Origin of the sequence: Mycobacterium kyogaense, assembly GCF_036946525.1 — a bacterium.
In the GTDB taxonomy this organism is placed as follows: domain Bacteria; phylum Actinomycetota; class Actinomycetes; order Mycobacteriales; family Mycobacteriaceae; genus Mycobacterium; species Mycobacterium kyogaense_A.
This window is the reverse complement of the sequence record NZ_JAQIIY010000037.1, coordinates 1-14,119: the sequence shown is the minus strand read 5'-3', so window position 1 is coordinate 14,119 and position 14,119 is coordinate 1. Positions and strand designations below refer to the sequence as shown.

Here is a 14,119-nt window from a genome sequence, read left to right as displayed (position 1 = left end):
TGGCTGCCGTGACTGTCACTGTTGACCGGCCGCTGGCCGGGGTGCGGATCGTCGAGATCTCCAGCTTCGTCGCGGTGCCGCTGGCCGGTATGACGCTGGCCCAGCTGGGCGCCGAGGTGGTCCGGATCGACCCGATCGGCGGCGCCGCCGACTATCACCGCTGGCCGCTGACCGACGCGGGCGAGAGCATCTACTGGGCCGGGCTGAACAAGGGCAAGCGCTCACTGGCCGTCGACATGCGTTCCGACGCGGGGCACGACGTCGTGACCCGCCTGATCGCCGACAGCGGGGTGTTCCTCACCAATGTCACCGGCCGCGACTGGCATACCTATGCGACGCTGCGCGACCTCCGAGCCGACCTGATCCAGGTCGAGGTGTCCGGACGCGCCGACGGCGGCACCGGGGTCGACTACACGGTCAACGCCGGGATCGGCTTCCCGCTCGTCACGGGTGCACCCGATGCTGCGGCCCCGGTCAACCACGTGCTGCCGGCCTGGGACGTCACCTGCGGGCTCTACGCCGCGCTGGCTGTGGTCACCGCCCTGCGTCACCGTGACATGACGGGCGAGGGGCAGCACGTCACGATCCCGCTGGAGAACGTCGCGCTGGCCACGGCCAGCAACCTCAGCCTTCTCACCGAAGCGATGGTCAGCGGCACGTCACGGGGCCGGATCGGTAATGCCGTCTACGGCACCTACGGGCGTGACTTCATCGGGAGCGACGGCTCGGCCTTCATGATCGTGGCGTTGACCAACCGGCATTTCCGTGACCTCACCGCACTCACCGGGACCGCCGATGATGTTGCCGCGCTTGCTGATTCGCTGGGCGCCGACTTCACCGACGAGGGGCAGCGCTACACCCACCGGGACGCGCTGAACGCGCTGTTCGCCGGGTGGTTCGCCCGCCACACCGGTGAGCAGATCGCTGCGGCGCTCGCGGCAACCTCGGTGTTGTGGGAGCGCTACCGCACGTTCGCTGAGACCGCCGCGTCGGAACTGGTCACGGCCAATCCGCTCTTCACCGTGCTCGACCAGCCACGCATCGGGCGATACGCCGCGACGGGCGTGCCCATGGCGATCGACGGGACGTATCCGCCGCCTGGCGTCGCGCCGGCGCTCGGGGACGACACCGCGACGGTGCTGGGCGACTGGTTGGGCCTCGACGCGGACCGGGTCGCCGCACTGCGCGCCGCGGGAGCCGTCGCATGAGCCGGCTGTTGGATCTGCTCGATGTCACCGCCGTCGACGACGACCACTGGCGCGGCCGCGCGAGCGGCCCGGACGGCAAGCGCGCCTACGGCGGCCAGCTGGTCGCGCAGAGCCTGGCCGCTGCCGCGCGCACCGTCGAGACTGCGAAGGCGCCGACCGCCCTGCACCTGCAGTTCCTCCGCGGCGGGGACGCGGGCGCCACCGTGGACTACGCGGTGCACCGCGTGTTCGACGGCCGCACCGCCGCCTCGCGACGGGTGGACGCCACCCAGGACGGGCGGCTGCTGACGACGGCGACGGTCTCGTTCGCGGCGGCACTGCCGGGCCCCGAGCACGGGTACGGGGATGTAGGCGAGGGTTCAGAGGCGTTGCCGCGCACCGGACCTGCCGGCCCGGCACCGTCCATGCCGCTCGACGAACTCGACCTCAGACTCGTCGACGACGGTGCCGGCGAACAGTTCGTCCGACGGTTGTGGTGGCGCGCCGAGGTCGACCTCGGCGACGACCCGTTGCTGCACACGCTGGTGGCGGCCTACGTGACCGACGTGTACCTGATCGACCCGGCGCTGCGGGTCCACGGGTACTCGATGCGGTCACGTACGCACCGCAGCGGAACCACGGATTCCTCGATGTGGTTCCATCGCGAGCTGAGGGCCGACGAGTGGAATGTGCTCGAATGCCGTTCCCCGGCAGCGGCTCGCGGCCGGGGTGTCGTCACGGCGTCACTGATCCGAGGTGACGGCGCCATCGCCGCCACCCTGACCCAGGAAGGTCTCATCGCAGAGCGGGAGCCCGCGCCAGACTCCGTTTCGTGATGCGGCGGTCCCGCATCCGATGCCGGATCTGGGTGATCACCGCGGTCAGCGCGATGCCGATGACGATCGAGGCGATCACGCCGTAGAGCTTGTGGGTGCCGAACAACGGATACACCTGGAAGTGCGTGAGATAGATGTAGAGCGACGCCTCGGCGACCGCACCTGCGGCGACCGCCACCGCAGCGGGACACCGCACGGCGGGCAGCCAGATCAGCAGTACCAACCCCACGGTCACCAGGAGTTCACGCACGGTGGAGCCGAAATAGCCGTGCACGCCGACGACCAGCACCGCGGTCACCGCGAGACGCTGCAGGTGCGTGCTCGCCTTCGCTGCTGCCCAACCGGCGGCGAAGAACCAGAACGCGAGCATCGTGAACCACGCATCACGGCCCAGTCCGATGCCCAGCACGTCGTAGCGCAGGGCCATGCCGACGGCGAGGAACGCGGCCGCGAACGCGAACGGATACCGACGCTCCACCCGGTCGACCACCGGGAGCCACAACAGCACGGCCAGTGCCGCCAACGTCCACACCAGTACCTCGACGAACCACAGCCGGCCCGCGGTCATGCTGTCATGGGGGCCGAGGAACTTGTTGGCCAGCAACAGGTTCGACGCGTGATAGTCGTCGGTGAGCACGAGCGCGACGGCGACCCATGCCACCGCGGGTAGGGCGATCCATCCGATGGTGGCCCGAAGGTGTCGGACGCGTACCGGGCGGGGGAGCGGCGTGAGGCAGAAGCGGGCGAAGTTGTAGCCGGCGACACCGAGCAGGATGTGCGCTCCACCCCACATCTCGAACAGCTCGGCATGGGACGCGACGACCAGGACGATGGCCAGTGCGCGCAGCGCGACACTGGTTTCCACGGTGCTGCCCCAGGAGCGCCACCAGCGTGGCTGCGGGGTGGGTCGGTGCCGGAGTTCGCGGATCGGCAGCCGTGGCCAATCCGCGGGCAGGTGCCCGAGAATCCGCTCCAGCCGGACCGACATCGTCACGTAGGTCAGGGAGTTGCCACCGAGGTCGACGAACGTGGCGTCGTCGGTGACCTCGGAGGGGTCGAGGTGCAGCACGTCGGCGAACACACTTGCCAGATCGTCGTCGGCCTCCGCGCGGGGGGCGACGAGCGTGCGCGCTGTCGTGTAGTCAGGCTTACCCGATGTGAGCAGCGGCAGTTCGGGCACGGCGACGGCGTCGACCGCGCCCACGGGAACATTGGCGGCGGCGGCGACCAGGCGGCGTATGTCGGCTGGGGCGTGGGCGCCTTCGGCGACGACGACGAGCCGCTCGTCGGCCTCCGTGCACAGGGCGGTCACGCCGCGCTCAGCCAGGGTTCGCTCGAGTCGCTGCAGGTCGATGCGCAGGCCGAACATCTTGGCGAATCTGCTTGTCCGGCCGATGATCTCGAAGAGCCCGGGCCCGCATCGTCGGGCGACGTCCCCGGTACGCAGTTCGTCGAGCGTGGGGCCCAGCGTCAGATCCTCGATGCGCTCGGCGTAGCCCATCATGACGTTGGGCCCGTGGAAGGTGAGTTCGCCGGCGTCGTCGTCGGACCAGCCGTCGAGCGGTTCGAGTGTCAGAGTGGCGCCGGGAATCGGAACGCCGATGGCCTGCGGGTACGTCTGCGCGAGATGTGGCGGCAGGTAAGCCATCCGAGCGGTCGCTTCGGTCGCGCCGTACATCACGAACAGCGCCCAGCCGCGGCGCTCACCGAGCGCGGCGTAGCGTCGCACCCGATCGGGCGGCATCGGTCCGCCGGCCTGGGTGATGTAGCGCAGGTCGGGCAGGGTCATGTGGGGGAAGCCGACGCGGTCGAGCAGTTCGAACGTGTAGGGCACACCGGCGAACGTAGTGCCATGGTGCCGGACGAACAGATCCCAGAACTGCTGATCCGACACCGAACGGTCGGTGAGGATCAGCGCCGCCCCGACGAGCAGATGGCTGTGCACCACCGACAGGCCGTAGCAGTACGACATCGGCAGAGTCGTTGCGGCCCGGTCTGTTTCGAGGATGCCGAGATAGTCGGCGATGGCCCGGGCGTTGGCGGTGACGTTGGTCCGGGAGAGCCGCACGAGCTTCGGGGACCCGGTGCTGCCGGAGGTTGACATCAGCAGCATCAGATCCGGATGCAGATCGTGGCCGCTCGTGTCGAGGCGATGGACGCCCGTGCGGTCGATGACGACGCCGGGCCTGTAGGTGGCCGTCAGCGCGGCGGTGTCCCCGTCGGCGGGCACGGGAAGCACGACGTGCCCGACAGCCAGCGCCGCCAGATAGTGCGTGAGCGTGTCGATGTCGTTGTCGGCCTCGAGCAGGACGAGTGCTCGGGTGGGTGGCAGCGTGAGGGCACAGGTCTCGACCCGATCGGCGAGCTGCCCGTAGGTCGACTCTTCTGTCGCGGTGAGAACGGCCGTGTTGTCTGCGAACCGGCGCAGGTGGTCGATCAGCGGCCGCATAAGGGCGACCTTACCTGGGCTCACATCCGGTTGTACTTGCTCCTGATGAAGCTGTAGGCACCGAACGCGGCGATTCCGAGAGCGGCCAGGATCAGCAGGAACTTGCCGAACGGGGCCTGGCCCAGAGTCTTGACCGCGGCGTCGAGTCCGCTGGCCTTGGCGGGGTCGGCCTGCAACGTCGCGATGATGACGAGAACGCCGGCACCGCCGAGCACCAGGCCCTTGGCCACGTAGCCGGCCACGCCGGTGGCGGTGACCAGGCGACCGCCGGAAACGGTCAGCTCCTCGAGGAACTTCTTCGTCGCGCCCTTGTAGACGTGGTAGCCGCCGACGCCGATGACCGCGATGCCGATCGCGATCAGAAGCAGCTTGCCCCCGCCGGACTGCATGAGCTGCGCGGACATCCCCGAGTTCTGCTGGCTGCTCTGCTGGCCGGTACCCATCGCGAACTTTGCGGTCGAGAACGCGATCGCGAAGCTCACCACGGCAAGCGCCAGCGGCTTGGCCCGCTTCCACCCCGAATGCTCTTCCCGGGACCCGTCGCTCGGTTTGGCGCCCATGACGCCTTCCGCCACGCGCCACAGGCCCAGCGCGACCAGGCCGACAGTTGCGACCCACAGCACGATCTTGCCGAAGGGCTGTGCGGCCAACGTGGCCAGCGCACCGGACTGGTCGGCGTTACCGCCCGCTCCGGTGAAGGCGAGCTGGGCGATGATGAAGGCGATCAGCAGGTGCAGCACCCCGCTGGCGGCGAATCCGGCGCGCGCGGCGTATTCGAAAGCGTCGTTGCCGGTCGCACGGTGCGCGACGCCATGCAGGTTCGCAGGTCGTGTGGTCATGGGTGTCCTCCGGGTGCGGCGTTGGTCTCCCGGTTCCCCGGTTTTGACGCCGACGAAACCGCGGTTTCTGGGGATGAATCCGGATCTGGGGATGAACGTCGCGGACAGAGACGAGTCTGTCGGTGGCCGTCGCCACGGTGGGCGACATGACGAAGACACACAGTCGCGCCGAGATCGGGGCGCTGGGAGAACAGCTCGCTGTCGACCATCTACTCGGGCTCGGTTGGGTGATTCTGGACCGCAACTGGCGGTGCCGGTACGGGGAGCTCGACGTGGTGGCCTCCGATGAGGATGCGCACGCGCTGGTGTTCGTGGAGGTGAAGACGCGGACCAGCGATCAGTTCGGCGGGGCGCTGGCTGCCGTGACACCGCCGAAGTTGCGGCGCCTGCGCCGGCTCGCCGGTCTGTGGCTGGCTGCGCGCGGTGGCAGCTGGCCGCAGCTGCGGATCGACGTCATCGCGGTGACGATCGGCCGCACCCGCACCCCAGAGATCACCCATCTGCAGGGGGTGGGGTGATGACGCTCGGGCGGGCGTTCTCGGTGGCGGTGCGCGGAGTGGAGGGGCACATCGTCGAGATCGAGGCCGACATCTCCAACGGCCTGCCGGGTGTGCATCTCGTCGGGCTGGCCGACGCCGCGCTGCAGGAATCCAGGGACCGGGTGCGGGCAGCGATCAACAACTGCGGGTTCAGCTGGCCCCAGACCCGGCTGACGTTGGCGCTGTCGCCGGCGACCCTGCCGAAGATGGGGTCCGTCTACGATCTGGCGCTGGCCACCGCAGTGCTGGCGGCCGAAGGCAAGAAAGCGTGGCCGAAGCTCGAGAAGGCCGTCCTGCTGGGGGAATTGGCGCTCGACGGTCGCGTGCGGCCCGTCAAGGGTGTGCTGCCTGCGGTGCTGGCGGCGCAGCGCCACGGGTGGCCGACGGTGGTGGTGCCGGTCGAGAATCTCGCGGAGGCGAGCCTCATCGACGGTGTCGATGTGTGGGGCGTGGCGACGCTGGGTCAGTTGCACGCGTGGCTGGCGGGCAAGGGCGAGCTGCAGGCCCGCATCGACCATCCCGAGCAGGCGCCCGAGGTGTCGATCGACCTGGCCGATGTCGTGGGTCAGCCGCAGGCGCGCCGGGCCGTCGAGGTGGCCGCTGCGGGTGGGCACAACCTGGTGATGACGGGCCCGCCCGGGGTGGGCAAGACCATGCTCGCGCAGCGGTTGCCCGGTCTGCTGCCGCCGCTGTCGCAACCCGATGCGCTCGAGGTCACCGCGATACATTCGGTCGCCGGCTTGCTGACCGGTGAGGCACCGTTGATCACTCGGCCGCCGTTCGTCGCGCCGCACCACACCTCCAGCGTGGCCGCGCTCGTCGGGGGCGGGTCGGGAATGGCGCGGCCGGGCGCGGTGAGCCGGGCCCACCGCGGCGTGCTGTTCCTCGACGAATTCGCCGAGATCAACAGCTCCGCGCTCGAGGCGTTGCGAACACCACTGGAAGACGGCGTGATTCGGCTGGCGCGTCGCGAGGGTGTGGCGAGCTACCCGTGCCGATTCCAACTCGTGCTGGCCGCCAATTTGTGCCCGTGCGCGCCGCCCGACCCCCGGGACTGCATATGCGCCTCCGTCGACCGACGTCGCTACCGCAGCAGGTTGTCCGGACCGCTGTTGGATCGCGTGGATCTGCGGGTCGAGATGCACGCGTCGCGGGCGGGGACCTTCGCCGACGAGGCCGGCGAGTCGACAGCAGATGTGCGGGAACGGGTCTGGGCGGCACGCGAGGCCGCGCATGAGCGATGGCATCCGCACGGAGTCAGCACCAACGCGGAGGTGAGCGGCGCACTGCTGAGGAAGCGGTTTCGCCTCGGCGCTGACGCGATGAAGCCGGTCAAGACCGCCGTCGACCGCGGATTGCTGAGTATCCGAGGCATGGACCGCACTCTGCGAGTTGCGTGGACGTTGTGTGATCTGGCCGGCGGGATGTCGCCGACTCGTGAGCATGTGGTCTCGGCGTTGTCCTACCGGCAGGTGGGGGAGCGGTCATGACCGAGGAGGAGAGGCGGGCGTGGGCGTATCTGTCGCGGGTGGCGGAGGTGCCGAACCCCAGGATCGCAGTGCTGGCTGAGACGGTGGGGCCGGTGGAGGCGGAGCAGCGCATCCGTCGGCGTGACCTCACCGATGCGAAGCTGCTGTCTTCTACCGCATCGCGGTACGAGATCGATTGTGCTCGTGACGATCTGGAGACCCTCGATCGGCTCGGTGGGCGCTTGCTGACCTCGACGGACGCGGAGTGGCCGGTCACGGCCTTCCGGAGCTTCGACGGGGTGGACAAGGCCAAGCGGCCGCAGGGATATGCACCGATGGTGCTGTGGGTGGTGGGTCCGTCGTCGATGGTCGAGGTGGCGGGCCGGTCGGCGGCGTTGGTCGGCACCCGGGCGGCCAGCGGCTACGGCGAGTTCGCCACTGCCGACCTGGCGGCCGGACTGGTGGAGCGTGACGTGGCCGTGGTGTCAGGTGGGGCGTACGGCATCGACGGTGCGGCGCACCGGGCGGTGCTGTCGTGCGACGGTGTGACGGTCGCGGTGTTGGCCTCGGGGATCGATGTGCCGTATCCGTCGGGGCATTCGGCGCTGTTGCATCGGGTGGCCCGGCACGGACTGGTGGTGACGGAGTATCCGCCGGGCAGCCGGCCCTGCCGGCGTCACTTCCTGGCGCGCAATCGGTTGGTCGCGGCGCTGTCGGGGGCCACCGTCGTCGTCGAGGCGGGTATCCGAAGCGGGGCGGCCAACACCGCGGCGTGGGCAAAAGCGTTGGGCCGCCACGTGTGCGCGGTGCCGGGACCGATCACGTCGGCGTCGTCAGTGGGGTGTCATGAACTGCTCAAGAACGACGAAGAGGTGCATCTGGTGACCCGCGCGGAGGAGATCGTCGAGCTGGTCGGCAGTTACGGCGAATTCGCGGACGAGCAGCCGCGTCCGCACAACGAGGTGGACGGATTGAGTCCGGAGGAACTCGCGGTGTACGAGGCGTTGCCCGGACGAGGGTCGCGGTCGGTCGACCAGATCGCCCTGACTGCAGGTGTGCCCGAGACCGAGGTGATCGGGCAGCTGACCATGCTCGACATCCGGGGTCTGGTCACCCAGCAGGACGGCGAGTGGAAGATCCTGCGGAACAACAGGTCACACGCCCCGTGAGCGACGTTGGTGAATGCCGGCCTGTGACACGCCTCTGACGTCGAGCGCCGGCAATAAACTGTGCCGGTGAACGACGCCCAGGAGCAGTTCGCTGCTGAGGTCCTCGAGGTCGTCGACCGCATCCCGGAGGGGCGGGTGATGACCTACGGCGACATCGCTGAGTACCTGCAGCGCGGCGGGCCCCGCGGCGTGGGTGGTGTGATGGCACGCGATGGCGCGGCGGTCACCTGGTGGCGCGTCGTGCGTGCCAACGGGACGCTGCCGCCGCACCTGATGATCGAGGCGCAGACGCAGTGGCATCACGAGGGGACCCCGCTGCGCCGCGGCATCGTTGACGTGGCCGCGGCGCGCTGGTGGCCGGACGCCGGCTGACGGTCACACCGCAGCGAGGGCGTCCACCACCGATCCGAACATCGTGTTCTTGATCGCTGCGAGCGTGCCGCGGTCCTTACCCAGCAGCGGGCGGAGCAGTTCCACTGCGCTGCTGGTGACCTCGGACTCGGCGGCGGTCGCGTCGACGATGCCGTAGGCGTGGGCGTCGGCGCCTCCGAAACGGCGTCCGGTCGTCATCGACGCGACCGCCGCCGCGGGCGTGAGCTTGGCCTGGATCAACGACGCCATACCGGGATGGAACGGGATGCGGATGTCGACCTCCGGCAGGCAGAAGAACCCGCGATCGGCCCGCATGATCCGGAAGTCGTGCGCCAGTGCCAGCATCGCTCCCGCACCGAACGCGTGACCGACGACGGCCGCCGCAGTGGGCACCTCGAGGGTGAGGATGCGCGACAGCAGGCCGTGGACCCGCCCGACGTACCACGGTCCCTGATCGCTGTGGGAACCCAGCCAGTCGAGATCCAGGCCGTTCGAGTAGAACTTCGCACCCGCGCTGGTGACGAGAGCCTGGGCGCCGTCAGCCAGCGCTTGATCGATGGCGTTGTCGACATCGTCCAGAAACTCTGGAGAGAAACGGTTTTCGCCGTCGCCCAGATCGAGGATCGCGATGCTGTCGTCGACGGTGATGGTGACGCTCATGGTCGTCCTTTCGGTTCGTACTCGGGTGGGGGAATGGTCAGGACGGCCCGCACGGCGGCACGAACATGCTCACGTGCCGTGGGTTTGTCACGTCGATCGCGGCTCAGTACCAACGCCGTCGGCAGGTCGACGATGCAGGCGGTGATGACGTCCACGGCGGCGGCGTCCCTGCGGTTCCACATCGCGTCGGCAAGGCGCACCATCAACGCGATCAGCTCGGTGTCGAGGTCGCGCAGGGCATCGCCGATCGTCTCCGGGAGGGGTCCCGCGAGGAGTTCGTCGCGCCGCACCTGCAACAGCAGCGTGGCCGAATCGGGGTGACGCTCGGCGAACGCAACCGGCGCGTCCGCCGCAGCGACCACCGCATCCACGGCGGAGGCCTCGGTGTCCGGGTGCAGTGCGCGGTCGACCAGCGTTGTCTGCAGCGCGAGAAATCGTCGGCCCGCCCGCAGCCATGCGTGTCCCATCAACCCGTTGCGCGAGGAAAACGTGTGATAGAGGGCACCATTCGACACGCCGACGGCCGAGCTGACCGCCCGGATGGAGACCGCCTGGGGTCCCGACCGGGCCGCGAGTCGCTCGACGGCGTCGAGAACGGTGTCCGGGTCGTGCACCCGTGGCCGCGGCATGGCGACACGATAACAGAGCGCTCGCTCTGTTATCTGCCACGGACGGCCCCCCATCGTCGGCACCGCTCGTATAGTCGATGGGGCGCCACCCGGCGCGCGACATCAGAAAGGTGGTCAGGTGGCAGGACGTCCGGTGCACACCTTCGAGGTCGTGCGGACAGAGCAGATCAGTCCCCACATCGTGCGAGTCATCCTCGGCGGCAACGGGTTCGACACGTTCACGCCGAACGATTACACCGACGCCTACGTCAAGTTGGTGTTCGTCGACGACACCGTGGACGTCGGTGAGCTCGAGCACCCGCTGACGTTGGACAGCTTCACCACGCTGCCGCCGCAGCACCGGCCGACGGTGCGGACCTACACCGTGCGCCGCGCCGATGCCGACCGGCGCGAGATCGCGATCGACTTCGTGGTGCACGGCGAACACGGGGTCGCGGGCCCCTGGGCGGCATCCGCGCAACCTGGTCAACGGCTGTTCGTGATGGGTCCGAGCGGCGCCTTCGCGCCCGATCCGGCCGCCGACTGGTACCTGTTCGCCGGCGACGAGGCAGGGTTGCCCGCCATCGGTGCGGCGCTGGAAGCGTTGCCGGACAGCGCGATCGGGCAAGCTGTCATCGAAGTGGCCGGTCCGGAAGACATCGTCGAACTGCGTGCTCCCGAGGGCGTCGACATCCGGTGGGTCTACCGCGGTGGACGAGCTGACCTCGTGCCCGAGGACAACGCCGGTGACCACGCCCCGCTGATCACTGCCGTCAAGGAGGCCCCCTGGCTGCCGGGCCAGGTCCAGGTGTTCATCCACGGCGAAGCGCAGGCCGTGATGCACAACCTGCGGCCCTACATCCGCAAGGAACGCGGTATCGAGCCGAAGTGGGCGTCGTCGATATCCGGGTACTGGCGGCGCGGCCGCACCGAGGAGACGTTCCGCGAATGGAAGCGCGACCTCGCCGCCACCGAAGCCCAGTAGGCGAGGACCGGTGACCGGGTCGCGAAACCGCGGTCCTCGTCCGACACCGATGGCAGGGTGGAGCCATGACCTTCGGCAACTACCAGTACGAGATCTATCTGCAGGGCCTCTCGGGCGTGCAGCCCACCCTGCCCATGGACTACGCCGGCTGGGAAGCCAAAGCCGAAGTCGCCATGCCGCCGTCGATCTGGTCCTACGTCGCCGGCGGCGCCGGTGACGAGAACACCCAGCGCGCCAACCGCACCGCGTTCGACCGCTGGGGTCTCATGCCGCGCATGCTGGTCGGGGCGACCGAGCGCGACCTCTCCGTCGATCTCTTCGGGCTGACCCTGCCGTCGCCGCTGTTCATGGCGCCCGTCGGCGTCATCGGCATCTGCGGCCAGGACGGGCACGGTGATCTCGCCGCCGCCCGGGCGGCCGCCCGCACCGGTGTGCCGATGGCGGTGTCCACCCTCACCGAAGACCCCCTCGAGGATGTGGCCGCCGCGTTCGGTGACACCCCCGGCTTCTTCCAGCTCTACACCCCGACCGACCGGGACCTGGCCGCGAGCCTGGTCCAGCGTGCCGAAAAGGCCGGGTACAAGGCGATCATCATCACCCTCGACACCTGGATTCCCGGCTGGCGTCCGCGCGATCTCTCCACGTCGAACTTCCCCCAACTGCGCGGCCGTTGTCTGGCCAACTACCTGAGCGACCCGGTGTTCCGCGCCGGTCTGGCCCAGCCGCCCGAGGAGAACATGCAGGCCGCCGTGCTCAAGTGGGTCGGCCTGTTCGGCAATCCGTTGACCTGGGACGACCTGCCCTGGCTGCGATCGCTCACCGATCTTCCGCTGGTGCTCAAAGGGATCTGCCACCCCGACGACGTGCGCCGCGCCAAGGACGGCGGCGTGGACGGCATCTACTGTTCGACGCACGGCGGCCGCCAGGCCAACGGCGGCCTGCCCGCTATCGACTGCCTGCCCGACGTCGTCGAGGCCGCCGACGGACTACCCGTGCTGTTCGACTCAGGCGTGCGTAGCGGCACCGACATCGTCAAGGCGCTCGCGTTGGGTGCGACGGCAGTCGGAGTCGGCCGGCCCTACGCCTACGGCCTGGCCATCGGTGGGGAAGACGGGGTGGTCCACGTCCTGCGCTCGTTGCTGGCAGAGACCGACCTGACGATGGCAGTGGACGGATATCCGAGCCTGGCAGATCTCACTCCGGACACGCTGCGGCGCGTCCTGTAGAGCCGGCGCCGGTCCGATGCCACCGTGACCGGCGTGGAGGCCATACTCGCCGAATTCGACACCTACCTGACGCTGGAGCGTGGCCGCTCCGATCACACCCGGCGCGCCTACCTGGGTGACCTGCGCTCGCTGTTCGAGTTCCTGGACCGTCGCCACCCCAACGCGGGTCTGCGCGCGCTGACCCTGCCGGTGCTGCGCTCATGGCTGGCCGCGCAGGCGTCGGCGGGGGCGGCGCGGACCACCCTGGCGCGGCGAGCATCGGCGGTCAAGACGTTCACGGCGTGGGCGGCCCGCCGCGGCCTGCTCGACGAAGACCCGTCGGTGCGGTTGCAGGCACCGAAGACACGCCGGACGCTGCCGTCGGTATTGCGTGCGGACCAGGCGGTCGATGCAATGGACGCCGCGAACTCCGGTGCAGAGCAGGGAGATCCCGTCGCTCTGCGGGACCGGCTGATCGTCGAGATGCTCTACGCCACCGGGATGCGGGTCAGCGAGCTCTGCGGCCTCGACGTCGACGACATCGACACCTCCCGGCGGGTGCTGCGGGTCCTCGGCAAGGGAAACAAGCAGCGCACCGTTCCCTATGGCGGTCCGGCGCACAGGGCGCTGACGTCGTGGTTGAGTGACGGGCGCCCCGCGTTGGCCACCCCCACGTCGGGCCCGGCGTTGCTGCTCGGGGCGCGCGGTGGCCGTCTCGACCCGCGACAGGCCCGCACCGTCGTGCACCAGACCGTGGCCGCCGTCCACGGCGCCCCGGACATCGGCCCCCACGGGTTGCGGCACAGCGCGGCCACCCACCTGCTCGAGGGCGGCGCCGACCTGCGCGTCGTGCAGGAACTGCTCGGCCATTCCACGCTGGCCACCACTCAGCTCTACACCCACGTCACCGTCGCCCGGCTGCGCGCGGTGCACGACCAGGCACATCCGCGGGCGTGACGGTCAGCGCAGCGGCTTGAGCCGGATCGGCGTCGTCACCACCAGCGCGACCGGGTCGACGTAGTCGGCGCGGGCCGCAGGACCCCCACATCGCACCCCAGTGCAGGCATGCCGCCACGGCGCAGCCGGGGTGACCTGGCTGCAGCGCACCGATCACGGCGCCCGCACCGACCGTCTGCCCCACACGTACCGCGGCCTGGACCGGCTCGTAGCTGGTGCGCAGCCCACCCGGGTGGGTGATCGAGACCAGGGGCCGGCCGGCGAGAACCCCGGCGAAGACCACGGTGCCGGGCGCCGCGGCGTACACGGCCTGGCCCGCCGCACCGGCGACGTCGACGCCGCGATGCCCCCGCTGCCAGTTCCGTTCGGGGGCGTCGAAGGCCCGGACCACCGCCGGGCGGGGCCGCAGCGGCCACTCCAGGCGCATACCATCGGCCGCCGCGGGTGTGGCCGTCGCGACGGCGTACAGGACGAGAGCAGCCAGCACGCGCATCGCAGCAGTGCACCGCGGCGCCGAGCCGATGGTCCAGGCCCAGTTCAGCGGCTGGGGATGGCCGCTCGGCGTCCTGGTCGGCGTGGTCAAACCACCCGTTCCGAGCGTGTAAACTTTTCTCCGCAGCTCGCTTGCGCGGGCTGACTTCGCGCGTCTGCACGAGCCCCTCGCGGTTCGTCACCTGTATGCCGGGCGGTCCCGATGAATCGGGTCCGGCATCGAAGCAGTCGCCAGGGTCCGGCTCACCCGATGCCGGACGACAACCGACAACTGAAGGTACGGAACAACCATGGCTGTTGTGACCATGAAGCAGCTGCTCGACAGCGGCACCCACTTCGGGCATCAGACCCG

Annotated in this window: 14 protein-coding genes and 1 pseudogene; 10 read left to right on the top strand and 5 right to left on the bottom strand. The window is 69.6% G+C overall.

From position 1 onward, the window contains the following. Positions 1–8 precede the first annotated feature (8 nt). On the top strand, positions 9–1,208 hold the full coding sequence (locus tag PGN37_RS25135; protein WP_335333698.1) for a CoA transferase: 1,200 nt from the start codon (positions 9–11) through the stop codon (positions 1,206–1,208). Continuing rightward, positions 1,205–2,023, top strand: a complete 819-nt coding sequence (locus PGN37_RS25130; RefSeq protein WP_335333697.1) for an acyl-CoA thioesterase — start codon at positions 1,205–1,207, stop codon at positions 2,021–2,023. The genes PGN37_RS25135 and PGN37_RS25130 overlap by 4 nt, the downstream gene beginning before the upstream one ends. On the opposite strand, the gene PGN37_RS25125 is transcribed toward PGN37_RS25130, so the two are convergent. Together PGN37_RS25125 and PGN37_RS25120 are read right to left on the bottom strand one after the other, a co-directional pair. Next, positions 1,983–4,472: a non-ribosomal peptide synthetase gene (locus PGN37_RS25125; RefSeq protein ID WP_335333696.1), complete on the bottom strand. Its 2,490-nt coding sequence runs from the start codon at positions 4,470–4,472 to the stop codon at positions 1,983–1,985. The two genes, PGN37_RS25130 and PGN37_RS25125, sit on opposite strands and share 41 nt — an antisense overlap. A gap of 20 nt (positions 4,473–4,492) precedes the next feature. Next, the gene (locus tag PGN37_RS25120; protein WP_335333695.1) at positions 4,493–5,311 is read right to left on the bottom strand and encodes a DUF1206 domain-containing protein; all 819 of its coding nucleotides are present in this window, start codon (positions 5,309–5,311) and stop codon (positions 4,493–4,495) included. A gap of 146 nt (positions 5,312–5,457) precedes the next feature. On the opposite strand from PGN37_RS25120, the gene PGN37_RS25115 reads away from it, so the two are divergent. The 4 genes from PGN37_RS25115 (at position 5,458) to PGN37_RS25100 (ending at position 8,860) form a co-directional block, all read left to right on the top strand. Continuing rightward, entirely contained in the window at positions 5,458–5,829 is a 372-nt protein-coding gene (locus tag PGN37_RS25115; RefSeq protein ID WP_335333694.1) for a YraN family protein, read from the top strand. Beyond that, on the top strand, positions 5,829–7,340 hold the full coding sequence (locus PGN37_RS25110; RefSeq protein ID WP_335333693.1) for a YifB family Mg chelatase-like AAA ATPase: 1,512 nt from the start codon (positions 5,829–5,831) through the stop codon (positions 7,338–7,340). Before PGN37_RS25115 ends, PGN37_RS25110 begins: the two co-directional genes overlap by 1 nt. Beyond that, positions 7,337–8,488, top strand: coding sequence for a DNA-processing protein DprA (gene dprA, locus PGN37_RS25105; RefSeq protein WP_335333692.1), 1,152 nt, complete (start codon positions 7,337–7,339; stop codon positions 8,486–8,488). The genes PGN37_RS25110 and dprA overlap by 4 nt, the downstream gene beginning before the upstream one ends. 66 nt (positions 8,489–8,554) lie before the next feature. Beyond that, on the top strand, positions 8,555–8,860 hold the full coding sequence (locus PGN37_RS25100; RefSeq protein ID WP_335333691.1) for an MGMT family protein: 306 nt from the start codon (positions 8,555–8,557) through the stop codon (positions 8,858–8,860). 3 nt (positions 8,861–8,863) lie between these two features. Here PGN37_RS25100 and PGN37_RS25095 read toward each other — a convergent pair whose 3' ends face one another. Beyond that, positions 8,864–9,520: an enoyl-CoA hydratase/isomerase family protein gene (locus PGN37_RS25095; protein WP_335333690.1), complete on the bottom strand. Its 657-nt coding sequence runs from the start codon at positions 9,518–9,520 to the stop codon at positions 8,864–8,866. Further along, positions 9,517–10,149 carry a helix-turn-helix domain-containing protein gene (locus tag PGN37_RS25090; RefSeq protein WP_335333689.1) on the bottom strand — a complete coding sequence of 211 codons (633 nt, stop codon included), beginning with the start codon at positions 10,147–10,149 and terminating at the stop codon, positions 9,517–9,519. The genes PGN37_RS25095 and PGN37_RS25090 overlap by 4 nt, the downstream gene beginning before the upstream one ends. A 118-nt stretch (positions 10,150–10,267) precedes the next feature. On the opposite strand from PGN37_RS25090, the gene PGN37_RS25085 reads away from it, so the two are divergent. The 3 genes from PGN37_RS25085 to PGN37_RS25075 all read left to right on the top strand — a co-directional run bounded on the left by PGN37_RS25085 (position 10,268) and on the right by PGN37_RS25075 (position 13,275). Beyond that, positions 10,268–11,113 (top strand): siderophore-interacting protein, encoded by an 846-nt coding sequence (locus tag PGN37_RS25085; RefSeq protein ID WP_335333688.1) that lies wholly within the window; start codon positions 10,268–10,270, stop codon positions 11,111–11,113. Positions 11,114–11,178: 65 nt separating this feature from the next. Beyond that, positions 11,179–12,339, top strand: a complete 1,161-nt coding sequence (locus PGN37_RS25080; RefSeq protein ID WP_335333687.1) for a lactate 2-monooxygenase — start codon at positions 11,179–11,181, stop codon at positions 12,337–12,339. A 33-nt stretch (positions 12,340–12,372) separates the two neighbouring features. Further along, positions 12,373–13,275 (top strand): tyrosine recombinase XerC, encoded by a 903-nt coding sequence (locus PGN37_RS25075; RefSeq protein ID WP_335333686.1) that lies wholly within the window; start codon positions 12,373–12,375, stop codon positions 13,273–13,275. Positions 13,276–13,278: 3 nt separating this feature from the next. Here the strand turns inward: PGN37_RS25075 and PGN37_RS25070 are convergent. After that, positions 13,279–13,768, bottom strand: a pseudogene (locus PGN37_RS25070) (M23 family metallopeptidase). Between the two features lie 289 nt (positions 13,769–14,057). Here PGN37_RS25070 and PGN37_RS25065 point away from each other — a divergent pair. Further along, positions 14,058–14,119, top strand: a 62-nt coding sequence (locus PGN37_RS25065; RefSeq protein ID WP_335333770.1) for a hypothetical protein, incomplete at its 3' end; no start/stop codon positions are given.